The following is a 23825-nucleotide window of genomic DNA, read 5'->3' as shown; positions in this document are numbered from 1 at the left end:
CCAGTCACCTGTGCGCCGGCCGCCGGGGCGCGGCCTACCCTGGGTCCATGCGTTGGACCGCACGGGACATCCCCGATCTCAAGGGCCGCACCTCGGTGGTCACCGGCGCCAACGGCGGGCTGGGCTACGTCACCGCGCGTGAGCTGGCCAGGCGCGGCGCCCGGGTGGTGCTCGCCTGCCGCAGCCAGCGGCGCGGCGAGTCCGCGCTCTCCCGGCTCTTCGACGAGGTGCCGGAGGCCCGCGCCGAGCTGCGCCTGCTCGACCTGGGCGACCTCGCCTCGGTCCGCGCCTTCGCCGGCACCTGGGCCGACGCCCCGCTCCACCTGCTGGTCAACAACGCGGGAGTGATGGCCGTCCCCCGCGCCACCACCGCCGACGGCTTCGAAAGCCAGTTCGGCGTCAACCACCTGGGGCACTTCGCCCTCACCGGCCTGCTGTACGGGGCGCTGCGCAAGGCGCCGGGCGCCCGGGTCGTCACCGTCTCCAGCGTGCTCCACCTGCTGGGCAACATCGACATCAACGACCTCAACACCGAACGCCCGTATCGCCGTTGGCTGGCCTACGGCCGTTCCAAGACCGCCAACCTGCTGTTCACCCGCGAGCTGGCGCGCCGCGCCGCCGACGTGGACCTGCTGGCGGCCACCGTCCACCCCGGCTACGCCGACACCGACCTGACGCTCCAGTCCGCCCGCCTGCGGCGGAAACCGGCCAGGGAACGCGCCGCGCGACTGGTCAACCGGACGTTGGCCAGTACGGCGGAGGCCGGCGCCATGCCCACCCTCTACGCGGCCACCGCGCCCGACGTCGCCCCCGACTCGTTCACCGGCCCCGGCACCGTGCGCGGCCGGCGCGCCCCCACCCTCCGCGCGCCCTGGACGCTCAACGACGCGGTCGCCCGCCGCCTGTGGCAGGTCTCCGAGGAGCTGACCGGCGTCCGCTACCCGGCGCCGCGCGGCTGACGCGCCCAGGGAACGCCGTCGGCCGGCAGCAGCGTCCGGCCGGCCGGGGTCACCGTGTGCAGCACCTCGTTGCCGCGACGCATCGAGTACAGCAGCCCCGACTCCCGTAACACGCGGGCGTGTTGGGAAGCCGAACTCAACGAGATGCCGATGCTTCTGGCCAACTCCCCCGTGGTCGCGCCGCCCTCGGCCACGCGGACCAGCACCCGCGCCCGGGTCGCCCCCAACAGCCGCCCCAGCGCCGCCCGGTCGGCGGAGACCATCGGGCCGTGAGCCACCGGATAGACCAGCACCGGCGGCAGCCCGGGATCGGCCAGCATCACCGGCGTCCGCCAGCAGAAGAACGACGGCACCAGCAGCAGCCCGCGCCCCGCCAGCCGCAGCTCCCGGTCGACCGGATAGTCCACCTCCAGCACGGGCGGCTCCCACCGCATCGCGGGCCGCAGCCCGGACAGCAGCGCGTCCACCCCGCCGGAGGCCAACCTCCGTGCGCGGTCCGCCAGATCCGCGTCCACCGCCGCCCGCACCGTCGACCACACCGGATGCCCGCCCACCGCGACCCGGTGGTAACGGTCCAGGTCGTCGGCGAGCCGGCCCAGCGCACCCCGCCGCCCCGCGGCCAACTCCCGTAACCAGCCCGGCTCCTCATGCCCCCTCGGCAGCCGCGACAGCTCGGAGGCCACCCGCCGCCCCGGCGTCGCCCGCACCGCGTCCAACGCCGCGCGCCAACCCCACGCCGACTCCTCCGGGTTGAGAAAGTCCGGAAAGTAGCCGCGCCCCGGTATCAGCACCCGCAGGCTCTCCGGCACCTGCGCCGCCCGCAGCGAACGCCGCCACGCCCCGTAGACGTGCGGCGCGTGGCCGTCCCGCAGCCGGTGCACGCTGAGCACCGTCTCCCACATCGGGTCGGCGCCGGCGGCCAGCCTGACCCGCCCCAGATCCTCCCCCGTGAACCGCACCCTGAGCGTCATCGGCCAAGCCTCCCCTGAGCCAGGCCGGACCGCGGGGAACGGAAAGGTGTCCGCCGGCCCCCGGCAGCACGGCTGTTCGCTACTACCCGGCGGTTTCAGCCTACGTCGAAGCCGCTGGCCCCACGTTGCCCCAGGGGCCACCCTTGGCCATCCGGCCCCGCTCGGGTCGGGGGAAACGGCGCCTGACCAGCGCCGGCGACCAGTCGTTGGCCGCGCCGGGCGGAAGACCCCTTCCTCGTGTCCCGGCGCGCCGACGACTCCCCCGGGCGGAGGCCGGTCCCAACGCCCGCGCCGGTGCGGCCGCGGCCGAATGTCATCACCGGGACACAGTCCCGCACCACCCCGGGATACCGGCTGGATCTCGTGCCATACTCTGCGCCGAACGGCCCCGATGGGGCCTCGCTTGCGCACGTCCGGGCGCATCGGGGCGCATCCGGGGGAATCCCGGTGGTTGCCGGGGAAATGGTCAACGGGGGAAAAGCTCCATGGGGTTGGTACTGGCCTTCGTCGGACTGGTCGCGCTCGCGGCCGTCGTCGTCACCGTCGTGCTGCGCGCCCGCGCCAGGCCGCGGGCCACCGCGCCGCGCCCGCCACGCGACCCGTTCGCGCCGGACGCCGAGACCGGCGGCGACCCGAGGAAGCTGAAGGCCGGCGACATGGTCGAGTACCTGGGCCAACGCCTCTTCGTGCGCGGCTCGTTGCGGCTGACCGAGGGCGGCTTCACCTGGTCGGAACACTTCCTGGACCCGATGGACGCCGACGGCGGCGGCGAGGGACGCCGCTGGATCTCCGTCGAGGAGGACCCGGACCTGGAGGTCATGCTCTGGACCGAGTACCGGGGCGAGGGCGCACTCGTGCCCGCCGGGAAGACGTTGACCGTCGAGGGCGTCACCTATGTCCGGAGTGAGCACGGCACCGCCGCCTACCGCTCCGAGGGGACCACCGGCCTGGCCGCCGACGGCCGCGTCGAGTACGCGGACTACGAGGCACCGGGCGGCCGGGGCCTCGCCTTCGAGCGGTTCCCCGGCGCCGGCGGCCCCGGCCGCTGGGAGGTCTCCCTCGGCGAACGGGTGCCGCGCGGCACCCTGACCATCTACCCGGGCGGCGACGCGTGAGCGGCGGCATACGCCTGGCCACGCCCTACCGCGACACCAGCGCCGACCAGCTCCGTTTCACCCTGACCGGCCCCCGCCGGCCGGCACTCGCCGTCACCGACGCGGAACTCGACGGCTTCACCGTTCAGTTGCGCCTCCTCGGCGCCTCGCACCAGGTGCTCGCCGGGCCCGTCAGCGAGACCCTCGCCTGCCTGCCCGCCGAGCCGGGCGAGGGCCCGCCGCACACCGTGCGCCGCGACATCGACGGCTGGCGCTACGCGTTCGACTCCACCGTCACGCCGTTGCCCGCCGACCAACTCAGCGCCCGCGCCGCCGCGTTGCGTGCCCGCCTCGCCCACCGGCCGGCCGCGCTGCACGGCACCTTCCCCGGCTCGCCCGACGCCCTCACCGGGCTGCTCACCTGGCGCGCGGGCCGGGTCGTCAACTGGCGCACCTGGCACGTGTATCCACAGGCCGGCCAGGTCGTGGCGACCGAGACCCGTCTGGAGATGCCGTGAGGAACCCCCGCCCCCGACACGTCGGCGTCGCCCTGGTCGCGACCACCGCGTTCCTGCTGGTCGGCTGCTCCGGCGGCGGCTCCGCCGACGCCCCGCGCGGCTGGATCGCCGAGACCTACCAGCGCGATACCACCGCCACCGCCACCTATCTCGACAGCGCCGACGGGCCGCGCGACGTGGCCGACGAGATCCGCGACAAGGCGAAGCCGGAGGACCGGATCGTCGACGGAGACCGGATCTTCCTGCGCTACGACGACGACATCGTGGCGGTCAGCCCCCACGCGCCGCGCGGCAGCAGGATCGAGATCGAGGAGTACCGCAGGGGTGTCCAACGCTGGCACTCACACGTCGGCCACCGCTGGTCCGCCTCGCAGAGCGACAACTTCCGCGGCGGCGGCCCCGGAACCGGCAAGTGACCCGCACACGCGGCCCGTCGCCCGGGGCCCGCACCCGTTGACCAGACCACTTTTCCCCTCCTGACCACACCAGTTGACCAGACCACACCTGTTGACCAGACCAGTTGACCAGACCACTTCCGTCGACCTAACCACTTCCATCCGCAGAGCAGTGCACCGCACAGAAGGCAGGTAGACCATGGGGGACATCTTCGAGTCCGCCGGCGAGACTCTCCTCTATGGCCTCGTCGGCTTCGCCGTGATGGCCGTCGCGTTCGTCGCCCTCGACCTCGTCACACCTGGCCGGCTGGACCGCGTCGTCTGGCGGGACCGCAACCGGGGCGGCGCCATCGTCCTCGGCAGCCAGATGCTGGGCGTCGGCTGGGTCGTGATGCGCGCCGTCGGCAGCAGCGAGTCCGAGGACGGTCTCGGCTGGGGCCTGGTCTCCACCGGCGTCTACGGGCTGGTCGGCGTCGCCCTGATGATCCTCGTCTTCGTCGTCATCGGCTGGCTCGCGCCGGGACGCATGGGCGCCGTCGCGTTCGAGGACCGGGACGGCCAGGCCCACCCGGCCGCCTGGGTGCACGGCGCCACCTACCTCGGCACGGCACTGATGGTCGGCGCGGCCCTCTCGTGATCCCGCGCCCTCGGCTGGCGCGGTTCCTGCTGCTCCTCACGGTCTTCCTCTGTGCCGCCTGCGGGCTGGTCTACGAGCTGGCCCTCGTCGCCCTCGGCGGCTATCTGATCGGCAACACCGTCTTCCAGACCTCACTGGTCCTGTCCGTGATGGTCTTCGCCATGGGCGTGGGCTCGCTGGCGGCCAAGCCGCTGCGGGCCCGCGCGGTCGGCGCCTTCGCCCTGGTCGAGGGGCTGTTGGCGCTCGTCGGCGGCTTCTCCGTGCTGCTGCTGTACGTCCTCTTCGCCTGGGTCGGCATCTACACCGAGGCGATGGTGGTCGTCGCGTTCGTCGTCGGCGTGCTGATCGGCGCGGAGATCCCGCTGCTGATGACGATGCTCCAACGCATCAAACGTCAGGAGGCCGGCGGCGCGGTCGCCGACATGTTCGCCGTCGACTACCTCGGCGCCCTGGTCGGCGGGCTGTGCTTCCCGTTGCTGCTGCTGCCGACGTTCGGGCAGCTCAAGGGCGCGCTGGTGGTCGGCGCCGTCAACGCGGCGGTCGGCATGGCCGTGGTGCTGTGGATCTTCCGCCGGCAGACGCGCCGCTTCGTCCGCGCCTCGCTGCTCGCCACCATGGCGGTCATCCTCGCCCTGCTCGGCGGCGCCTACGCGTACGCCGAGGACATCGAGGTGACCGCGCGGCAACGCCTCTACCGCGACCCGATCCTGCTGGCCGAACGCACCCCGTACCAGGAGATCGTGGTCACCCGCTCGTTCGCCTTCACCGGCGGCAGCGACCTGCGGCTCTTCCTCAACGGCGACCTCCAGTTCTCCTCCGTCGACGAGTACCGCTACCACGAGGCCCTCACCCACCCGGCGCTCGCCGGGACCCGCGGGCGGGTGCTGGTGCTGGGCGGCGGCGACGGGCTGGCGCTGCGCGAGATCCTGCGCTACCCGGACGTCGAGGAGGTCACCCTCGTCGAGATGGACCCGGCGATGACCGATCTCGGCAACGGCTTCGGGCCGTTGCGCGACCTCAACGACCGCTCGTTCGAGGACGAGCGGGTGAACGTCGTCCACGACGACGCGTTCAACTGGCTCCGCGACGCGCGCGGCCCCTGGGACGCGGTGCTGATCGACTTCCCCGACCCGGAGGACACGGCGACGGCGAAGCTGTACTCGGTCGAGTTCTACTCGATGCTCACCCGCGTCCTCGCGCCGGACGCGCGGGTCGTCGTCCAGAGCGGGTCGCCGTTCTTCGCCCCCAACAGCTACTGGTCGATCGAGACCAGCCTCCGCGAGGCCGGCCTGTCCACCACGCCCTACCACGTGGACGTCCCCAGCTTCGGCAACTGGGGCTTCGTCCTCGCCGCCCGGGGAGGCGAAGCGCCCGACCTCGTCCTCTCCCCCGACGCCCCACCCCAGCGCTACCTCTCCCCCGAGGTCCTCGCCGCGTCCCGCGTCTTCCCCCCGGACCGCCAACGCCCGCCAGGCATCCGTCCGAACACCCTGATGGAGCCCGTGATCATCGAGTACGGGAAGGACGAGTGGCAGTACAACTAGGTGTGTTGTCCCGGCGGTTGTGGACGGGGCGTTCCGCCGACGGGCCCCGGCTCACGGACTCCGCTCGTGCGACGGCACCACCCGCACCGCTTCCTCCATGATCCGGGTGTCCGAGACGCGGTGGGAGCGCAGTTCGACGCGGTCCGGGTCCGGGATGGCGACGATGACGAGATGCCGGCCGGTGCGGTCCTCGTCCAGAAAGGCGACGTCGAGCCTCGACAGATAGGCCCCCGGCTCGGGACGCGAATGGTAGACGACGACGAGATCCTCGCCGTTCCTCTCCATGCGCTGGTACGCCCTGACCGCCTCCAGGCCGTCGAACTCCCACATCGTCTCGGGCGTGGGCGACGCGTTGGTGATGCGGATCAGGTGATCGGGGCGGTCGGAGCCGGCCGGGCCCACCACCATGCCGCAGGCCAGTCGGGGATGCTCCTCCCTGGCATGGGCGACGATCTGGTCGCAGACCTCCTGGCTGAGGGTCAGCACGGCGCGCGTCTCCTCGCCCCCGCGCGCCGCGCCGGCGCGCGGGGGCTGGTGGAGCACGACGTCCGGCGGCGCCCAGGCACGGTTGCGGCCGAGGGCCAGCTGCCTGGCCGTGTTCCGGAACGCGCCCTGCGGCACCGGCCGCCCCTTCGCCCGCAGGGCGCGTTCCATGGTGCCGAAGAGGGTTGCCAGGTCGAGCAGTTCCGGGCCGCCGGGGATGCCGCGTGAGAGCAGCTCGACCAGTTCCCCGGTGAACGCGGTGTGCGGCTCGTCCGGCGGCGCGGCGGCCACGCGGTTCTCGTGGGCGGCGGCGAGCACGGCGGTGCCCTCCGCCGCGGTGATGGCCGTGATCCCGTCGTCGGCCATGCTGTTCAACGCCCGTCCGCTGAAGCAGCAGTCGAGGACGACCAGGCGTCGTTCCGGCCCCCGCGGCAGGCTGCGGCGGACCCATTCGTACGGGGCCGCGGTCGCGTGCACCCGGGCCGGGTCCGTACGGTACGCACTGAGGTGCAGGGTCCCGTCGTACTCGTCGACCAGGCCGTGCCCGGCGTAGTAGACGATCAGGGTGTCGGTCGCCTCGGCCGCCGCCGAGGCGACGGCCCGGTCCATCTCGTCCGGGGAGACCGAGCCGTCCAACACCGTGCAGTGGTCGGCCGGCAGACCGAGCAGATCCGGCGCCGTGAACAGCGTGTACAGGGCGGACAGGTTGTTGGTGACGCCGGGAAGTCCGGGCAGCAGCTCGTACTCGCCGACGCCGATCAGCACGGCACGGGTCCCGGCCGGGTCCGGAAGCCCGGCCATCAGTCGGCTCCCCGCGGCGCCCCGTCGCCGTCCCGGCTCTCCCGCTCGGCGGCCAGCACGTTCTCGATCAGGGCGGGGGCGTCCCGCACCCGCCGCGCGGTGACCGACACGCGCCTGCCGTCGCTCGCCGTGATGTCGACCCGCACGTCGGAACGGCGCTGCCGCAGCCACCCGGACAACGAGCCCGCCAGCACCGTGACCACGCCGCCGGCCCCCACCGCCACCGTCAGCGTGTCCGCCAGCGCCCCCATCTCCCCGGCGCCGACCGGGCGTCGCTCGACGTCGACGGTGCCCCGCAGTCCGGCCTCGGCCTCCAGCCAACGCCGGAGCGACGCCAGCTCCCGTGCCCCGTCCTCCCCCGCCGCGACGCGAATCCGTACCCGCACGCCCACCCCCAGGTGCCCGAACTCCGGTTGCTCTGCCTCGCCTTGATGGTGCCACGACCGGGGCGGCGCCGCGTGCCGCTCGCCCCGGCTGCCTCCGTTCCGCACGCGGGGCGCCGCCCCGCCGCCCTTCCCGGAGGGGCGCCCCCGGCTCCGGGCCTACCCGCTCCCCGCTTGCCCCTGGTCCGGCAGGAGTCGAGCGGCGAGCGAGCGTGCCGTGGCGGTGAGGGCCTCCGCGTCCAGCCCGGTCCGGCTCATGAACACGAGCCCCTGCTGCGCGGCCAGGAGGGCGCGCGCCAGCGCGACCGGGTCCGCTCCAGCCGGCAGGTCGCCCTCGCGTTGGGCGCGGGCGACGCAGTCCCCGATCAGCGCGGTCGACTTCTCGTAGGTGCGGTGGGCGTGCGCGAGGACCTCCGGATCGGCGTTGCCGAGTTCGTACGCGCTGTTGGCCATCAGACAGCCGCGCCGCGTGACGGCGCCGGCGTCGGCCCCGGGCGACGCGTCGATCGGCGGTTCGAGGAGTGCCCGCAGCGCGTCCAGGGCCCGTGGGGCGTCGGCGAGGACTTCCCGCAGCTCCGCGTGGATCTCCTCGGTGTAACCGTGCAGCGCCCGCAGGAAGAGCTGGCGCTTGTCGCCGAACGCCGCGTACAGGCTGCCCTTGCCCAGGCCGCTGACCCGCATCAGGTCCTCCAGCGAGGTCGCGGCGTATCCGGCGTCCCAGAACTGGTCGCGGACGGCGTTCAGTACCTGCTTCTCGTCGAACGAGCGTGGGCGTGCCATACCCACAGGATAGTTCTTGACCGTTCGGTCCACCACCCATATGGTGGACCGAACGGTCAAGAACTCCGCGACGCGCGGCGCACGACACGCGACGTGCAACGCGCAGTACGCGGCACGCGGTCGCGGCATCGAGAGAAGCGGGAAGAAGCACATGGGAAAGCCGGGCAACAAGCTGGACAACAAGGTGGCCATCGTGACCGGCGGCTCGCGCGGGATCGGGGCGGCGACCGCGCTGGCGCTGGCCGACGAGGGGGCCGACGTCGCGATCAGCTACGCGTCCTCGGCGGACCGGGCCAAGGCCGTGGTCGCCGAACTGGAGGCGAAGGGGGTGCGCGCGGCGGCGTTCCAGGCCGACCAGGCGGACGCGGAGCAGGCGGCGGACCTGATCCGGCGCGTGGTTGACCAGTTCGGGAGGCTGGACATACTGGTCAACAACGCGGCCGTGGGCGGTGGCGGCGTCCTCGGCGAGCAGGTGGACCAGGCCACCATCGACCGGCAGCTCGCCCTCAACTACACCAGCGTGCTCGCCGGGGTCCAGGCAGCGGTGCCGCTGCTGCCCGACGGCGGGCGGATCGTCAACATCAGCTCGGGCGTGGTCCATCGGGCGGGCTTCCAGGGGATGGCGTACTACACCGGCTCGAAGGCCGCCCTTGAGGGCTTCAGCCGGGGCGCGGCCCGCGACCTGGCGCACCGGGGCATCACGGTCAACGTCGTCCAGCCCGGGTTCGTCGACACCGAAGCAAACCCCGCCGACGGCCCCGGCGCGGCCGTGTTCCTCCCGACCACGGCGATGGGCCGCTACGGCAGGCCGGAGGAGATCGCCGCGGGCGTCGTCTTCCTCGCCAGCCCCCAGGCGTCCTACGTCACCGGCGCGGTACTGAGGATCGACGGCGGCTACGCGGCATAGCCGCCCCCCACGCGGCGGCTTCCCGGGCCCCGGCCCGGCGGGAGCAATTGGCCGTTGAGGTCGCGGGGCCGCCGCCGTGGTGAGCGCGCGCTCGGCGGGCGAGGCGGCAGCCCAACTGCGGCAGCCCAATAGGGTGGAGGCGGTCGGGGTTGTTCGCTGACCGTCAGGGGGAAGGGGAGTAAGCGATGACACTTCGGGATCGCCGGCCCGTGTATCGCGAACCCGGCTGCCTCGGAGTCAAAGGTAAAGTAAGTAAAATCGGCCACTGTCGCTGATGAACCCGCAGGTCACGAACTCTGCTCCCCGCACGCGCGGGGGTGTTCCCCAGCGGCCCGAGCCCGACGAAGTTGAGCCGACCTGCTCCCCGCACGCGCGGGGATGTTCCCTGGAACCGCAGGCTGTTCGCGGTCGGCAGGGCCTGCTCCCCGCACGCGCGGGGGTGTTCCCCGCCCGACCACATCGTCAGGGAACTGGCGCGGCTGCTCCTCGCACGCCCGGGGGTGTAAATCGGCCCGGCCAGCCCGGCCAGCCCGGCCGGGGCGGCCCGCGTCCCCTCCCCCTCCCCCGTCAGATGAAGGCCGCCTCCGGGCGGTCGGTGTTGATCAGGAGGGGGAGGCGGCGGCGTTGGCCGGTGGCGATGATGGCGTACTGGTAGAGGGCCGGGGGCTCGTACAGCTCGCGCAGCGGGACCCAGCCCGCGCCCTCCTTCGGTTCCCTGGCGGGCAGTTGGGGCAGGACCCCGCCGTCCAGCACATACGTCAGGCCGTTGAGCGTCCCGGCGTCATCCGTGGTGGGGCTGACCGCGAGGACTTCGGACAGGGTGCGGTCGCAGCCGGTGGCCTCCAGCAACGCCTCGCGGGCGGCCAGAATGATGCAGCGCCCCTGAGGCACCCGCCCGTGCGGCAGCACCCACCCCTCCTGGCCGTCCTCACGCGTCCCGCGCACCATCAGCACGTGGTTGGTCTGGGTGGTGGCCAGGACGTGGAAGGTGATGGGGATCGGGGAACGGTTGATCGTCGTCAGCATGGCGGGGTTCTCCTCACAAGGTCGGTTCGGTTCAAGTGGTCAGGCGGTCAGGGCGGGCAGCAGACCCGAGAGGGCCGTCAGCAGACACATCAGGCCGACGAACGCCGGACCGGCGAACCCCGGGCCGGGGGACGACGGCGGCTGGGGGTCGTCCGGACGCGGGACCACACGCCAGTGGCGCTCCGTCCGAGCCAGGAACAACGTGTGATCCGGCTGATCCTGCGAGTGCTGGAGCGCCCAGACCGCCACCGGCAGCGAATCGTCGTCGAACAACGGAGAGACCGCCTCGCAACTCATGCACTCCGCCCCGTAGATGCCCCCCGGCACCCCGGGCCCCCGCTCCTGGATCAACACCCGGTCCGCCCCCCGCACGATGTCGTTCACGACGGCCAGCCCCCCTGCCAGAAACGGGTGCCGAACGTGGTGCGGGCCCGAGGCCGCCCACGGCCCCGCCGGGCCCAGGGCATCCATGCACCGTCCGCCGGCCGGTACGGCTCCAACGCCCGCCCGTCACAGCCGCGTGGCGCCCCACGCACGGCATCAGTGAAGTCCCAGGCCATCGCCGCGAGTTGCCGCAAACACCCGTCGCAGGCATACAGCGGGGCAGTCGCGCCCTCCGAGGTGAGGCAGCCGATCCACACCACCGGCGCCACCCGGTGCCCACACCAGAACCAACAGGGACCCCACGCCCGTTGCTCCGCACCCACCAACCCCGGCACCGGTATCTGGAACTCCCACTCCGCAGGCCCCAGGCCCGAACGCGCATCGTGCGCCCGCGCGTTCACCCGACGCCCCGTTCCGGAAGGACGGCTTTGCACGAGAACCAGACGGTCTTCCCCATGCGCAGCACGGTCCCTCGGCGGGCGACCCGCAGGGCGTAGGGCCTGGGCATGTAGCCGAAGTCGTCGACCATTTCGCGCAACATCCACAGCCCTCGCCCGGACTCCGCGTTCCAGTCGGGCACTTCCCCGACCAGCGGAGGCTGGTTGGAACGGTCGACGACCTCGACCAGCACATCACCACCCGCACGAGTGACGCTGAGACGGCAACGTTGATCCTCGACATGGCGGCTGACATTCGCCAGCAGCTCAGAGACACCGAGCCGAACGACATCGGTCACGGCCGTGGAAGCACCCCAGTCAGCCATCAGCCGACCTGCGGCCTGGCGCCAGAACTCGATCTCGGCGGGGCGCACTTGTAAGGCCCAGCCACGTTTCGCTCGTACGGCCACCCCGTGGCCGACAACGGGTCGCAACGGATTCGTCATGGCACCTCCCGGACACGCCGACGCTCGATGAGGGCGCACGAGGGCAACGACTAGTCACTCGCCAGGCGCGCAGCGTCAGCACCCTCAGAGTGGCCCAACGCCCGACGCTTCGCAAGCCGCTCACCGCAGATTTGCGATTCGCCTAAGTGTTCTGATACCCCAACAGGTGCGGGATGCGGCAGACTTGTGCCCCGTTCACCGAAGTCACGGGAGGTAGAAATGGGACGCGCGGTCAGCACGGTCCGTCGGATGAGGCTCGGCTTGGAGCTGCGCCGACTGCGTGAGCAGGTCGGCAAGTCGCAACAGGACGCAGCCGAGGCCCTGGACACCAGCGACACCAAGGTCAGTCGCCTCGAAGGCGGCAAGACCGGGCTGAGCCGCCTCGAACTGGTCGCGCTCCTGGACCTCTACGAGGTGTCCGACCGCCGGCTACGCGACGGGCTGCTCGAACTCAACCGGAACAGCAAACAACGCGGCTGGTGGCAGCAACGACAGGATGTGCTGACCCCGAAACTCGTCGAACTGATCGAGCTGGAGTCCACCGCGAGCACCATCTTCCAGTACGAAGCGCTGGTGGTTCCGGGACTGCTCCAGACCGAGGCCTACGCCCGCGCCATCATCAGCGGCTTTCCAACTCCGCACAGCCCATCCGTCGACCACGCCGTCCAGGTGCGCATGGAACGCCAGCAGTTGCTCACCCAAGACGAGAAGCCACGCCTGCTCTGCCTGTTGGACGAGGCGATCCTCCGCCGCCAGGTCGGAAGTCCCGAGGTCATGGCCGAGCAGTTGCGCAGGCTGGTCGAGATCAACAACCCGCCCCACCTGGCCATCCAGGTCATCCCGTTCGCCCGTGGTGCGCACGCGGGTCTGGACGGGAGCTTCCTCCACTTCACCTTCAGCGGGGCCGCGGACATGGACATCGTCTTCCTGGAGCAGAAGGACAGCCGGGTCTTCGTCGAGGAGGAAACCAGCGTGGAACCCTACCGAATCGCGGCTGAACACCTCCGCACTCAGGCGCTATCCTCGCCGGAGTCAATGACCTTGATCTCCGCTATCGCTGCGGAGCTCGACGGCAAGTGAAGGACACGACGATGCGATACGACCTGCCGACCTCCAGGTGGCGCAAGTCGACCTACTCCAACGGCGGCAGCGGCAGCTGCGTCGAAACCCAACGCACCGCCGACGGCCTCGTGGCCGTCGGCGACAGCAAGGACCGCGCCCTCGGCGCGTTCACCTTCCCCACCTCGGCGTGGAACGCCTTCGTGGACGCCGCCAAGCGTTCCACCTTCGCCGACTGACCGCACCACGCCCCACGGCATGTACCCGATCGACCTCTCCACCGACCGGCTCTCCCTGCGCGAGTTGACGACGGACGACGTGGACGCCGTTCACGCCCTCTACGGAAACGCGGAGGCGACCCGGCACCTCTCGTTCGAGCCGCGCACCCGGGGGCAGGTCGGTGGAATCGTCGCCCGTTCGATGGTCTCCGCCGTCGCGCAACCGCGCACGGAGTACGCCCTGGCGGTGTGCGCGGCGGACGGCCAGTTGATCGGGTACGCCCGCCTGGCGCTCGAAGGACAACGCGCCGCCCAGATCGGGTTCGCCCTCCACCCGTCGGTGTGGGGACGCGGCCTGGGAACCGAACTGGTCACCCTGCTCCTGACGTTGGGCTTCGACCACCTGGGCCTCCACCGCGTCTGGGCAGCCCGCGCCCCGCAGAACGACGCGTCCGCCGCGCTGCTGCGCCGCGTCGGCATGGTCGAGGAGGGCACGATCCGCGACCACGTCCACGTCGCCGGAACCTGGCGCGACTCCGTGACCCACTCCATCCTGGAACATGAGTGGAGAGCGGGCGTGTCACCCACCACGCCGGGGGACGCACGGCCGCGTTCGACCGACGAGTCCGCTTCCGACGCAGGCACCGTGGAGACCAAAGGTAAAGTAAGTAAAATCCACCTCCACCGCGGATAAACCCGCAGCTCACGAACTCTGCTCCCCGCACGCGCGGGGGTGTTCCCCGCCGCGCGGGCGCGGCGCCGTCCAAGACCACCTGCTCCCCGCACGTGCGGGGATGGCCCCGTCCCCGGCGAGTCCTACCTGATCGGCTTCGACTGCTCCCCGCACGCGCGGGGACGTTCCCCACATCACGAACCCCGCGCGCCGGCGATGGCCGCTCCGTACCTCCGGTACGGAGCGGCTTCGTCGTTGAAGCGCCCACGTGCCGCCCACCCCCGGCAGAAGCCCCCTGGGGTCGCGCCGACCGGAAACCGACCGGGCCCGGCCGGGCCGTCGACCCGGCCACCCAGAGGGGCTATCGAATAATGATAGAGTTCTATCGTTAATCGATAGATCATGGAGTCCGGATGACACACCTACTCCCGCGTGCCCTGCGCGCCGCCCTCGTCGCGGTGTTCGCCCTCGCCCTGGGCATCCAAGCGCTGACCGCGTTCCTCGCGCACACCGAACGCGACCGGAGCGGCGGCCTCACCGTGTCGCCCGACGGGACCGTCACGGAGGGCAACGACCTCGTGTCCTCCGTCATGCGGACGCACGGCACCGGGGTGGCGCTCTACACCATCGCCGCCCTGCTGCTGGTTCAGGTCGTCGTCGTCTGCGTCTGGCGCGTGGTCACGCTCGCCCAGAACGGCGAAGCCCTCAGCTCCGCCTCGCTGCCCTACCTCACGGTCACCGTCCGCGCGCTCGCCGGCGCGACCGTCCTGCTGGCCCTCCTCGCCGTGCGCGTCGGCGACGCCGTGCCGCTCAGCTTCACCCTCTACCCGTGGGGGACCGCCCTGGCGGCGGGCACCGGGACCCTGGTCATGCTCCTGCTGCGCACCCTGCTGCACCAGGCCATCGAGCGCGACGACGAAGCCACTCGTATGCACGACGAACTCAAAGGGTTGGTCTGATGCCGATCGTCGTCGACATCGACGTCATGATGGCCAGGCGCAAACTCACCGTCAGCCGTCTCGCCGACTATGTCGGCATCTCCCCCGCCAACCTCGCCGTACTGAAGAACGGCCGCGCCAAAGCTGTCCGCTTCAGCACTCTTGAGGCCCTGTGCGAGGTTCTCGACTGCCAACCCGGCGATCTTCTGCGCTATGTCCCCGCCACTGACGACGCCGAACTCCCCGACGCGGAGGCCCCACCCGACTGAAGGGGGTTCCCTCCGGTCCGACCGCCCGTCCGCCCGCGTCTACCAGCGGTACCAGCGGCCCCGCTGGCCGCCCGCTCCGGCGGGGCGGATGAAGAAACCGAGAAGCCAGATGATCAGGATGATCACGGCGATCCACCACAGGGCCTCCACCGCGAACCCGAGGCCGAAGAAAATAAGAGCGAGAAGCAGTACGAGAAGTATCGGACCCACGAATCAAACCTCCAGCGCTCGGCGTCCCCTGCTCAGCGCGGGGACGCCCGTGAAATGTCTCTTCCACGTTGCGGCCGGATCTCGACCACGGCGACCCGGGTGAGGCATTCGCGTCAGATCTCACCGCGTGCGTTCATTCGCTCACACGAAAGAGAATCCCGCTGCCGAGAATGGCGCTGCCGGCCCGGTGTGTCACCGGCACCGGGCCGGCAGCGGGTCCTGGAACGAGCGGTGGGCACACTCAAAAAGGCGGCCCAAAAAGTGGCTCAGAAGAGCGGCTCGGTGAAGTGGCCAGAAGAGCGAAAGACGGACGGGAAAGGGGAGGAGGGGCCGCTACCAGCGGTACCAGCGGCCTCGGCTTCCGCCCGTTCCCGCGGGGCGCACCAGAAAGCCGACGATCCACACGACCAGCACCACCACGGCGAGCAGCCAGAGCACCTTGAACGCGAACCCCAGGCCGAACAGCAGCAGAGCGAGAAGCAGAACGAGCAACAACATGCCCATGGTTACCAACCTCCTGACTTCGCTGCTGCCCGACCGCTCCCGGAACATTCCCCGAGTCGCCGGGAAATGACGAGGGAGACGACGGGTCCCCGGGGTCACGCGACCCGGGGACCCGCGAACGGCGGAAGCCTCAGCCCTTGACGCAGACGACCTGCCGCAGCTCGGCCGTCACCTCGACCAGGTCGCCCTGACGCGCGATGACCTGCTCGATCGGCTTGTAGGCGGCGGGAATCTCGTCGACGACCCCCGAGTCCTTCCGGCACTCGACGCCCCTCGTCTGATCCGCCAGGTCCCGTTCGGTGAACCGCCGCTTCGCCGCCGCCCGGCTCATCCGCCGGCCCGCGCCGTGCGAGGCGGACTGGAAGGAACTCGGATTCCCCAGACCCCGCACGATGTAGGAACGCGTCCCCATCGAACCCGGCACGATTCCGTACTCACCCGCTCCGGCCCTGATCGCGCCCTTGCGGGTGACGAGCAGGTCCATTCCCTCGTACCGTTCCTCGGCCACGTAGTTGTGGTGGCAGGAGATCTCCTGCTCGAAACGGGGCTTGGCCTTTCCGAACTCCTTCCGGACCACGTCCTTGAGCAGCGCCATCATCACGCCGCGGTTGTACCGCGCGTACTCCTGCGCCCAGAAGAGATCGTGCCGGTACGCCGCCATCTGCGGCGTGTCGGCCACGAAGACCGCGAGATCGCGGTCGATCAGGCCCTGGTTGTGCGGGAGGTTCTGGGCGACGCCGATGTGGTGGTCGGCCAGCTCCTTGCCGATGTTCCGCGAACCGGAGTGCAGCATCAGCCAGACCCGGCCCTCGGTGTCGAGGCAGACCTCCACGAAGTGGTTGCCCGAGCCGAGCGACCCCATCTGCCTGGTCGCCCGCTCGCGCCGGAACGAGACCGCGTCCGCGACCCCGTCGAACCGCGACCAGAAGTCCCCCCAGCGCGCGCCCGTTCCGGAGCCGTAGTCGTACAGCCGCGTCGGGTCGACCGGCTCGTCGTGCATCCCACGCCCGACCGGGATCGCCCGCTCGATGCGCGCACGCAGCCGCGACAGGTCGCCCGGCAGGTCCTCGGCGGTGAGCGAGGTGCGGACGGCGGACATGCCGCAGCCGATGTCGACCCCGACGGCGGCCGGACAGACCGCCCCCTCCATGGCGATCACCGAGCCGACGGTGGCCCCCTTGCCGTAGTGCACGTCCGGCATCACGGCCAGCCCGCGGACCCACGGCAGCGTGGTGACGTTGCGCAGCTGCCGCATCGCGCTGTCCTCCACCTGCGTGGGGTCGGCCCACATCCGGATCGGTACCCGGTCCCCCGGCAGCTCGGTGAATCCCATGTCTCCCCCTCGGTCGTCCGCTGTCACGCACGCCACGGCCAGCCCCAACCGCCCTGCGGCGGCCGGGCGTTGTCGACGCGCGGTGGGTCCATGGTCGCGTGCGGGGGCGGGGTGGGTACAACGGGTTTTCGCTCGCCGACCGAACCCCGCCGTATCCCGCCGTGCCCGCCGTGCCCCGCCGAACCCCGCCGTGCCCCGCTCGAAGGGTGAACTCTCCGGGGTCACCGGTCACTTACGCCAGAACAGGTGATGCGTCATGCCGCTCGGGCTGGGCACGACCTCCAGGTGGAACCGGTCGAGCAGTTCCTCGGGCGACTGCCAGAGCCGTAGTCCGGAACCGAGCCTCACCGGCGAGACCGCCACGTGCATGGTGTCGACGAGGTCGGCGTCGAGGAACTCCCGAACGGTGGTCACCCCGCCGCCGAGTCGGACGTCCTGGCCGCGCGCGGCCTCCCGCGCTCGCTCAAGGACCGCGGCCGGGGTGCCGTCGACGAAGTGGAACGTGGTGTCGGAGAGCGTGAACGAGGGGCGCGTGTGGTGCGTCATGACGAACACCGGGGTGTGGAACGGCGGCTCGTCACCCCACCAGCCGCGCCACTCGTGGTCCTGCCAGGGTCCGCGCTGCGGCCCGAACTTGTTGCGCCCCATGATCTCGGCGCCGATGTTGCGCGCGAAGTCCCGCGTGAAGTAGTCGTCCAGGCCCCTGCTTCCGCCGGGGTCGGTGCGATTGGGCCAGCTGGCGGTGGCGCCGGCCCAGGCGAACAGTCGCGCCGGGTCGACGGCGCGGCCGAAGGGACTCTCCAGACTCTGGTCCTCACCGGCCGCGATCCCGTCGCTGGAGACGGTGAAGTTCTGGACCCTCAGCAGCTGAGCCACCTGTTCCTCCTCCTGTGTTGTCGGACAACCGGGGGTAGGACTCTCCGCGGCGGAGGAACTCATCGGTGTCTCCGGAACCGGTCGGAGCCCGGCGACCCGGTACGGCGTCGGCACCATAACGGCGGTTTTACGTCCCATGGGCCAGGGTCGCTCCATGCAGCCGCGTGTCGTAGCCGAGGGGGCCGCCGGTGGGGTGGCCCGGGTGCTCATCGTCGAGGATGAGCCGAACATCCTGGAACTGCTCACCGCCTCACTGGAGTTGAGCGGGTTCGCCACCCGGGGGGCGCCCGACGCGCGGGGCGCGGTGGGCGCGGTGGGGACGTTCGTGCCGGACATCGCGGTGGTGGACGTGACGCTGCCGGACCGCAGTGGGTTGGAGCTGGTGGCGGATCTGCGGGGGGTGCGGCCGGGGCTGCCGGTGTTGTTCCTGACCGCGAGGGACACGGTGGACGACCGGCTGGCCGGGTTCCGGGCGGGGGCGGACGACTATGTGACGAAGCCGTTCAGCCTGGAGGAGGTCGTCTTCCGGCTGCGCGCGATCCTGCGGCGCGCGGGCGGCCCCGGGGAGCCCGGGGAGGGGGACGGCGCCGGGGAGCCGTTGCGCTACGCGGACCTGGAGCTGGACGAGGACGCGCACGCGGTGCGGCGCGGCGGGCGGCCGGTGCGGCTGTCGCCGACCGAGTTCTCGTTGCTGCGTTACCTGTTGTTGAACTCCGGTCGGGTGGTCAGCAAGTCCCAGATCCTGGAGCGGGTCTGGGGCGGGGGGACCTGCGACACCCGGGTGGTGGAGACCTACGTCAGCTATCTGCGGCGCAAGGTGCACGCGGCGTCGCCGGGTCCCGCGCTGATCCAGACCGTCCGGGGCGTCGGCTACAGTCTGCGGCTGGCGGAGGAGGAGCGGCGGTGACGCCGGACGCGGCGGGGCGATGGCGGCTGTGGCCGCGCGGACTGGGCGCGCGGTTGACGGTGGCGCTGCTCTGTCTGACGGCGGTCGGGCTCTTCGCGTTCGGCGCGGCCGGTACCACGCTGCTGCGGCACTCGATGATCGACGAGGTGGACGGGCGGCTGGGCGGCCTGCGCCCGGCGGAGGGCAGCGGCGTCGACCTGCCGGCGCCGACCGATCCGTGGGAACCGCCGGCGCCGCTGGGGTCGGGGACGCCGGACCGCCCGCCGCTCGACCAGTCCGACCGGACGGCCCCGCCGTTCCCGACCGAGCTGCGCAGCCTGGAGCTGGACGCCTCGGGGCGGGTGCGGAGCGTCGTGGGGGTCACCCCGGACGACGACGCGCTGCCCGACCTCTCGGGGTGGGGCGTGGCGGAGCTGCTGGCCGCGCGCGGGGAGCCGTTCACCGCGCCGAGCACGCGGGGCGACGGCTCGTGGCGGGTGCTCGCGCTGCCCCGGGAGGAGGGCGGTGTGCACGTCACGGCCCAGTCGCTGGACGAGGTGGACGACACCCTCGGCCGGCTGGTGGTCATCGAGACGGTGGTGGGGCTGGCGCTGCTGGTGGTGCTGGGCGCCGGGGCGGTGGCGATCGTGCGGCTCCAACTGCGGCCGCTGCGGGAGATCGAACGGACCGCCGGGGCCATCGCCGGAGGCGACCTCGACCGCCGGGTGCCCGCCCTGGACCCGGCGACCGAGCCGGGCCGGCTGGGCGCCGCGCTCAACACGATGCTCGGCGAGCTCGCCCAGGCCCTGCGGGAGCGCGACCGCTCCGCCGAGACGACGAAGCGTTTCGTGGCGGACGCGTCCCACGAGCTGCGCACGCCGCTGTCCTCGATCGTCGGGTTCGCCGCGCTCCACCGGCAGGGGCGGGACCGGGGTGTGGTCGCCGAGGACCCGCGCACGGAGCGCTGGATGTCGCTCATCGAGGAGGAGGCGCAGCGGATGGGGGCCATGGTGGACAACCTGCTGGTCCTCTCCCGGTTCGACGAGACGCCCCATCTCCAGCCGGGGGACGTCGAGTTGGGCGAGATCGCGGAACGGGTGACGCGGGCCGCCCGGGTGCGGGCGCCGGAGACACCGATCGGACTCGACGTGCCGGAACCGGTGTTGGCGGTGGCCGACGGTGAACGGGTGCGCCAGGTACTGGAAAACCTGGTGGGCAACGCGCTCCACCACACCCCGCCCGGCACTCCGGTCTCGGTCGCGGTGCGGCGCGCGCCCCGGCCGCCGGCGGCGGCGGGACCGGGGGCGGGCACGTTGCCCGCCGGGGTCGGTGAGGTGGCGCTGCTCACCGTGCGGGACGAGGGGCCGGGCATCCCGGCGGCGGAGCTGCCCCGGCTCTTCGACCGGTTCTACCGCGCCACCGGCACGCCGGGCGGGCGGAGTGGCGCCGGTCTCGGGCTGGCCATCAGCGCGGCGTTCGTCGCGGCCCACGACGGGCGGTTGACCGTGGCCTCGGCCGAGGGGCGCGGCACCGAGTTCACGGTGGCGCTGCCCCTCGGCTGAGGTCGAGGTCGGCCGGTCGGTCGGTCTCACTCCGGCGGGGCCTCCCCTTCGGGGAGGACGTCGGTCTCCTCGGGTGCGGCCGGGCCCCAGCCGCCGCCCATGCCGAGCGGGGTCTCGTCCGGGTCCTCCGGGGTCTCGGCCAGCTGCTCGGCCAACTCGCTGGTCGCGCGGTCGGCTTCGGTGTCCCCGGCGCTCTCGGCGCGGGCTGCCAGGGAGTCCAGCAGCGCCCGCACGGAGTCGGCGCCGTCGGATTCGCCCACGTAGCGCTGCCACAGCTCCGCGTAGGCGTTCTCGTACAGCTCGTTGAACGCGTCGTGGCCGAGGAAGCGGTCCATCAGCGCCGCGCTGCCTCCGCCCCCGATCCGCATCCTCTCGCGCCCCTCGCCGGAGTCCCCTTCGCGCCCCTCGCCGAAGTCCCTGCCTGGCCCCTCGCCGAAGTCCCCGCCGGGTCCCCCGCCCCCCTCGGGGATTTCGGCGGGCGGGCCCGCCCCGTCCGGGAGTTCTCCCTCGTCGGGAAGCGCGCCGCCGTCCGGGAGTTCCGCCTCCCCCGGAAGCTCGACGGGGGCGGCCAGGCCCGCGCCGCCCATGCCGCCGAAGGCGAGGTTCAGGTCCCAGGAGAGCACGGTGAACCGTTCCTCCTCGGTGTCGTACCAGAGGTAGTAGTTGTTCCCCGGCCCGTTCATGCCGTCGAAGTTGGCGAACAGCGCCTGGGTGGCGAGGTAGCGGGCGAACGAGTCGATGTCCACGTACTCGCCCAGCCGCGCGGCGAACTCCTCGTCGTCCGCCTCGTCGACAAAGCGCAGCAGTCGCATGACCGGGGTCAGGTCATAGCTGCCCTGGCCGTTGATCTGGCGGAACGACTCCTCGTAGTCGGTGGGGTCGTCACCGAGGTAGTCGAACGATCCGCCGGCGCGCGCCTTGTAGAGCACGCCCTCGCCCAACTCGGCCGCCCAGGGCTCGTCCGGGGACTCCAGCATCAGCCGGGGCGCGGAGTCGCCGCCGTTGACCGCGACCGAGGCGAAGGAGAACTGCTGCGTCGGCTGGCCGTCGTCCGCCGTCAGGGAGAGCGCCAGCGCCTCGTTGAGCGCCGTCTCCGAGGCCGTGGTGCCGGGGCGCAACGCGATCTCCGTGCGCCCCTGGTAGGCCCGGCCGGACTGGAACTCGTCGAAGCTGATCAGCCAGGGCAGGGTCTCGGGGTCGTCCTCCGACAGCGAGCCGTCCCCCTGCGCCTCCCCCGCGCCCGCCGACTCGCCGCGCTGGGCGGGACGAGCACCGCTCGGAAGCTCGCCGTCGCCCTCGACCGGCACCCCGGGGGCGCCCCCGAAGCCGTCGCCGCGCAGCGGCATCAGCGTGGAGTTGCCCTTGAGCCGCAGCGCCACGTCGTTGATCACCGTGCCGTCGATGACGATGTCGGCCCTGATGTACTGCTTCTCGCCCTCCTCACGGAAGACGCGCAGCATGTCGGCATACTCGTCCTCGTTGAACGTGATCTCGATGTCGTGTTCCCCGTCGTCGAAGAGGTCGCCCTCGCCCTCGATGTTGTTCGTGACGGTCTCGTCGGCGACCAACTCCGAGCTGACATAGGGCCGCACCCGTTCCGCGCCCACCAGCAGCGACAGCACCAGCACCGTGGCGCACAGCGCGCCGAGCGTGGGCCAGTGGCGGCGCAGCCGCACGGGCAGCCGGTGGCGGAGGCGGCGGCGGGGGCTCCCCTGGGCCCGCACGGGCGGGGTCACAGGTCGGTCTGGTCGTAGCCGGTCAGCACGGCGGCCTTCTGGCCGGCCGTGGACTCCCGCAGGGAGCTGACCAGTTGCCCCGGGGTGACCTCCTTCTTCAGCCGCGCGGTATAGGCCAGTTCCAGCAGCGCGCCGCCGCGCACGGACTCGGTGCTGATCAGCTCGTGCTCGTCGGTCAGCCGCAGCAGCACGTCCTCGACGGTCGGCCCGTGGTCCTCCCCGTCGGCGGGGACCTGCACCTTTACCAGTTGGCGTTTGACCTCCAGAGCAAACCAGTTGAACCGGTGCATGAGCAGGATGACCAGGCAGATCAGCAGCGTCGCGATGGCGGCCAACGCGTAGAAGCGGGTGCCGCAGGCCATGCCGACGGCCATCACCAGGAAGATGAAGCCGACGTCCCTGGTCTCCTTGATCGCGTTGCGGAACCTGACCACCGAGAGCGCGCCGACCAGCGCGAAGGCGCGGGCGATGTTGGAGCCGACCACCAGCATGATCAACGCGATCAGCATCCCCAGGATGATCAGCGTGTGCACATAGCTCTGGCTGTAGGAGATGTTGCGGTGGGTGGCTCGGTAGGTCCAGGCGACGACCACGCTGGCCACGAAGGCGAGGGAGAGCGCGAGTGTCACGTCCAGCACGCTGAACGTGCCGGACAGGTCGGTGATGCCGAAGTCGAGATCCATGGGGTTCCTCAGAGAGACGGTGGGATACGGGGGTTCAGGCGGGCTGCCGCTCGGCGGCGTCGCCGGTGGCGGGGGCGGCCAGGGGCGCGTCCTCGGTCTCCGGCGCGTGGAAGACGGAGCGTGGCGCACGGCCGAACGCCTCGACGCTCTGGCAGTACTTGGAGATGCGCCGCACCTGGAGGTCGTGCCGGGCGGCGAGATCGGTGATCCAGTACGGCGCCCGCTCGTTGGCCTTGACCTCCATCACCACCAGGTGCGGGCTGATGATCGAGCGGTTCTGCGCCTCGGCGCACAGGTTCAGGTCGTGGTCCCGCCCCCGGACCCGGTGGTCGAAGGTGACGCGCAGCCCCATGTCGGAGTCGACGCCCACGTAGGGCTCGCGCCGGTAACCGGTGATGGCGGTGGGCCGCAGGTCGAGCCGGGTGACCAGTTCGAGCACCTCGTCGACGAACGCCCGGTCGACGTCGGCGCGGCCCGCGTCGGGTGGCACGATCCGCTGCCGGCCGTCGCAGAGTTCCCTGGCCGCCGCGTAGGGGAGCAGCACCCGGCGCTTCTGGGTGACGCGGTTCACCCGCTGCTTGATCTCCAGCGAGACGGGCAGGTCGTCGGCGCCCGGCCCGGCGCCCGGATCGGCGCCGGGCTCGCCGTAGCGGCGGATGCGGAGCTTGCGGCGGAAGCGCAGCCCCTCGATCTTCTCCCAGTAGAAGCGGAGCCCGGTCGTGTCGTAGTAGAGGCTCCACACCCCGTAGCCGTTGGGCCCGGCGTTGCCGTCCGGGCGCATCCGGGCGGCCACCTCCCGACGGATCTCCGCCACACCGGCGGCCGGTACCAGGTACTTCAGCTCGTAGCGGTTGAAGGCGTGCGGCGCGTGGCCGGTTGCCGTCAATGCCATGAACGTTCCCTTCTCCAGTGGCGACAGGGAGAAGGGAACGCCATGGAGATGGGAGAACCCGCAGAGTTACCTGAGAGAACGCTGGGAGCCCCCGAAGCCGCCACGCTCGGCGGTCAGTCGCTGGCCCCGGGTGGGGGTGGGGGTCCTGGGTGTGTGAGGGGTGGCACAGGTCGTTGGTCCTCTACGAGGGGTGTTCGTGGAGGGGCGGGGGCGGGTCCGGG

The 23825-nt window shown here is 71.8% G+C and carries 28 protein-coding genes; 14 read left to right on the top strand and 14 right to left on the bottom strand.

Annotation, left to right across the window (positions count from 1 at the left end; translation table 11 throughout):
- Nucleotides 1–47 precede the first annotated feature (47 nt).
- Nucleotides 48–959 carry an oxidoreductase gene (locus tag CRP51_RS26140; protein WP_097233820.1) on the top strand — a complete coding sequence of 304 codons (912 nt, stop codon included), beginning with the start codon at nt 48–50 and terminating at the stop codon, nt 957–959.
- Here CRP51_RS26140 and CRP51_RS26135 read toward each other — a convergent pair.
- Nucleotides 938–1930 (bottom strand): ArsR/SmtB family transcription factor, encoded by a 993-nt coding sequence (locus tag CRP51_RS26135; protein ID WP_097233819.1) that lies wholly within the window; start codon nt 1928–1930, stop codon nt 938–940. The two genes, CRP51_RS26140 and CRP51_RS26135, sit on opposite strands and share 22 nt — an antisense overlap.
- A 485-nt stretch (nt 1931–2415) precedes the next feature.
- Here CRP51_RS26135 and CRP51_RS26130 point away from each other — a divergent pair, with 485 nt between their 5' ends.
- From CRP51_RS26130 to CRP51_RS26110, 5 genes are all read left to right on the top strand, one after another.
- Complete coding sequence (locus CRP51_RS26130) at nt 2416–3045, top strand: DUF4178 domain-containing protein (RefSeq protein WP_097233818.1); 630 nt, start codon at nt 2416–2418, stop codon at nt 3043–3045.
- A complete protein-coding gene (locus CRP51_RS26125) occupies nt 3042–3542 on the top strand; it encodes a DUF2617 family protein (RefSeq protein WP_097233817.1) in 501 nt (166 codons plus the stop codon). Before CRP51_RS26130 ends, CRP51_RS26125 begins: the two co-directional genes overlap by 4 nt.
- Nucleotides 3539–3958 (top strand): DUF4247 domain-containing protein, encoded by a 420-nt coding sequence (locus tag CRP51_RS26120; RefSeq protein WP_170970683.1) that lies wholly within the window; start codon nt 3539–3541, stop codon nt 3956–3958. Before CRP51_RS26125 ends, CRP51_RS26120 begins: the two co-directional genes overlap by 4 nt.
- Before the next feature lie 178 nt (nt 3959–4136).
- Complete coding sequence (locus tag CRP51_RS26115; RefSeq protein WP_097233815.1) at nt 4137–4574, top strand: DUF350 domain-containing protein; 438 nt, start codon at nt 4137–4139, stop codon at nt 4572–4574.
- Entirely contained in the window at nt 4571–6118 is a 1548-nt protein-coding gene (locus CRP51_RS26110) for a polyamine aminopropyltransferase (protein WP_170970682.1), read from the top strand. Before CRP51_RS26115 ends, CRP51_RS26110 begins: the two co-directional genes overlap by 4 nt.
- A gap of 51 nt (nt 6119–6169) precedes the next feature.
- On the opposite strand, the gene CRP51_RS26105 is transcribed toward CRP51_RS26110, so the two are convergent.
- From CRP51_RS26105 to CRP51_RS26095, 3 genes are all read right to left on the bottom strand, one after another.
- The gene (locus CRP51_RS26105; protein WP_097233813.1) at nt 6170–7402 is read right to left on the bottom strand and encodes a caspase, EACC1-associated type; all 1233 of its coding nucleotides are present in this window, start codon (nt 7400–7402) and stop codon (nt 6170–6172) included.
- Nucleotides 7402–7788 carry an effector-associated constant component EACC1 gene (locus tag CRP51_RS26100; protein ID WP_141514664.1) on the bottom strand — a complete coding sequence of 129 codons (387 nt, stop codon included), beginning with the start codon at nt 7786–7788 and terminating at the stop codon, nt 7402–7404. Before CRP51_RS26100 ends, CRP51_RS26105 begins: the two co-directional genes overlap by 1 nt.
- 156 nt (nt 7789–7944) lie before the next feature.
- Nucleotides 7945–8565 (bottom strand): TetR/AcrR family transcriptional regulator, encoded by a 621-nt coding sequence (locus CRP51_RS26095; RefSeq protein WP_097233811.1) that lies wholly within the window; start codon nt 8563–8565, stop codon nt 7945–7947.
- Between the two features lie 151 nt (nt 8566–8716).
- Between CRP51_RS26095 and CRP51_RS26090 the strand changes: the two genes are divergently transcribed.
- Nucleotides 8717–9472, top strand: a complete 756-nt coding sequence (locus CRP51_RS26090; protein ID WP_097233810.1) for an SDR family NAD(P)-dependent oxidoreductase — start codon at nt 8717–8719, stop codon at nt 9470–9472.
- A 567-nt stretch (nt 9473–10039) separates the two neighbouring features.
- Here the strand turns inward: CRP51_RS26090 and CRP51_RS26085 are convergent.
- From CRP51_RS26085 to CRP51_RS26075, 3 genes are all read right to left on the bottom strand, one after another.
- On the bottom strand, nt 10040–10498 hold the full coding sequence (locus CRP51_RS26085; RefSeq protein ID WP_097233809.1) for an NUDIX domain-containing protein: 459 nt from the start codon (nt 10496–10498) through the stop codon (nt 10040–10042).
- Between the two features lie 39 nt (nt 10499–10537).
- Nucleotides 10538–10882, bottom strand: coding sequence for a DUF7848 domain-containing protein (locus CRP51_RS26080; protein WP_141514663.1), 345 nt, complete (start codon nt 10880–10882; stop codon nt 10538–10540).
- A gap of 397 nt (nt 10883–11279) precedes the next feature.
- On the bottom strand, nt 11280–11765 hold the full coding sequence (locus tag CRP51_RS26075) for an ATP-binding protein (RefSeq protein ID WP_097233807.1): 486 nt from the start codon (nt 11763–11765) through the stop codon (nt 11280–11282).
- Nucleotides 11766–12014: 249 nt separating this feature from the next.
- Here CRP51_RS26075 and CRP51_RS26070 point away from each other — a divergent pair, with 249 nt between their 5' ends.
- From CRP51_RS26070 to CRP51_RS26050, 5 genes are all read left to right on the top strand, one after another.
- Nucleotides 12015–12845, top strand: a complete 831-nt coding sequence (locus CRP51_RS26070; RefSeq protein ID WP_170970681.1) for a helix-turn-helix domain-containing protein — start codon at nt 12015–12017, stop codon at nt 12843–12845.
- Between the two features lie 11 nt (nt 12846–12856).
- The gene (locus CRP51_RS26065) at nt 12857–13063 is read left to right on the top strand and encodes a DUF397 domain-containing protein (RefSeq protein ID WP_097233854.1); all 207 of its coding nucleotides are present in this window, start codon (nt 12857–12859) and stop codon (nt 13061–13063) included.
- A gap of 19 nt (nt 13064–13082) precedes the next feature.
- Complete coding sequence (locus CRP51_RS26060; RefSeq protein ID WP_097233805.1) at nt 13083–13736, top strand: GNAT family N-acetyltransferase; 654 nt, start codon at nt 13083–13085, stop codon at nt 13734–13736.
- Between the two features lie 392 nt (nt 13737–14128).
- On the top strand, nt 14129–14674 hold the full coding sequence (locus CRP51_RS26055) for a DUF2975 domain-containing protein (protein ID WP_097233804.1): 546 nt from the start codon (nt 14129–14131) through the stop codon (nt 14672–14674).
- Nucleotides 14674–14922 (top strand): helix-turn-helix domain-containing protein, encoded by a 249-nt coding sequence (locus tag CRP51_RS26050; RefSeq protein ID WP_097233803.1) that lies wholly within the window; start codon nt 14674–14676, stop codon nt 14920–14922. Before CRP51_RS26055 ends, CRP51_RS26050 begins: the two co-directional genes overlap by 1 nt.
- Before the next feature lie 39 nt (nt 14923–14961).
- Here the strand turns inward: CRP51_RS26050 and CRP51_RS26045 are convergent, their stop codons facing one another.
- The 4 genes from CRP51_RS26045 to CRP51_RS26030 form a co-directional block, all read right to left on the bottom strand.
- A complete protein-coding gene (locus tag CRP51_RS26045; RefSeq protein WP_097233802.1) occupies nt 14962–15132 on the bottom strand; it encodes a hydrophobic protein in 171 nt (56 codons plus the stop codon).
- Nucleotides 15133–15465: 333 nt separating this feature from the next.
- Entirely contained in the window at nt 15466–15636 is a 171-nt protein-coding gene (locus CRP51_RS26040) for a hydrophobic protein (RefSeq protein ID WP_097233801.1), read from the bottom strand.
- Between the two features lie 130 nt (nt 15637–15766).
- Nucleotides 15767–16969, bottom strand: a complete 1203-nt coding sequence (locus CRP51_RS26035; protein ID WP_097233800.1) for an RtcB family protein — start codon at nt 16967–16969, stop codon at nt 15767–15769.
- A 228-nt stretch (nt 16970–17197) separates the two neighbouring features.
- On the bottom strand, nt 17198–17845 hold the full coding sequence (locus CRP51_RS26030) for a dihydrofolate reductase family protein (protein WP_097233799.1): 648 nt from the start codon (nt 17843–17845) through the stop codon (nt 17198–17200).
- Between the two features lie 154 nt (nt 17846–17999).
- Here CRP51_RS26030 and CRP51_RS26025 point away from each other — a divergent pair, with 154 nt between their 5' ends.
- Nucleotides 18000–18752 (top strand): response regulator transcription factor, encoded by a 753-nt coding sequence (locus tag CRP51_RS26025; protein ID WP_097233798.1) that lies wholly within the window; start codon nt 18000–18002, stop codon nt 18750–18752.
- Entirely contained in the window at nt 18749–20293 is a 1545-nt protein-coding gene (locus CRP51_RS26020; RefSeq protein WP_097233797.1) for a sensor histidine kinase, read from the top strand. Before CRP51_RS26025 ends, CRP51_RS26020 begins: the two co-directional genes overlap by 4 nt.
- 26 nt (nt 20294–20319) lie before the next feature.
- Here CRP51_RS26020 and CRP51_RS26015 read toward each other — a convergent pair whose 3' ends face one another.
- From CRP51_RS26015 to CRP51_RS26005, 3 genes are read right to left on the bottom strand one after another with little or no spacing between them, the layout of a single operon-like run.
- Nucleotides 20320–22017 (bottom strand): CotH kinase family protein, encoded by a 1698-nt coding sequence (locus tag CRP51_RS26015; protein WP_212616005.1) that lies wholly within the window; start codon nt 22015–22017, stop codon nt 20320–20322.
- An 8-nt stretch (nt 22018–22025) separates the two neighbouring features.
- The gene (locus tag CRP51_RS26010; protein WP_097233796.1) at nt 22026–22712 is read right to left on the bottom strand and encodes a DUF4956 domain-containing protein; all 687 of its coding nucleotides are present in this window, start codon (nt 22710–22712) and stop codon (nt 22026–22028) included.
- A 34-nt stretch (nt 22713–22746) separates the two neighbouring features.
- Complete coding sequence (locus CRP51_RS26005; RefSeq protein WP_097233795.1) at nt 22747–23604, bottom strand: polyphosphate polymerase domain-containing protein; 858 nt, start codon at nt 23602–23604, stop codon at nt 22747–22749.
- Between the last annotated feature and the right edge of the window lie 221 nt (nt 23605–23825).

The organism is Streptomyces zhaozhouensis, from assembly GCF_900230195.1.
Taxonomy (GTDB): Bacteria; Actinomycetota; Actinomycetes; order Streptomycetales; family Streptomycetaceae; genus Streptomyces; species Streptomyces zhaozhouensis.
Note: the sequence above shows the minus strand (reverse complement) of the source record. Positions and strands in the feature narration are given on the sequence as shown.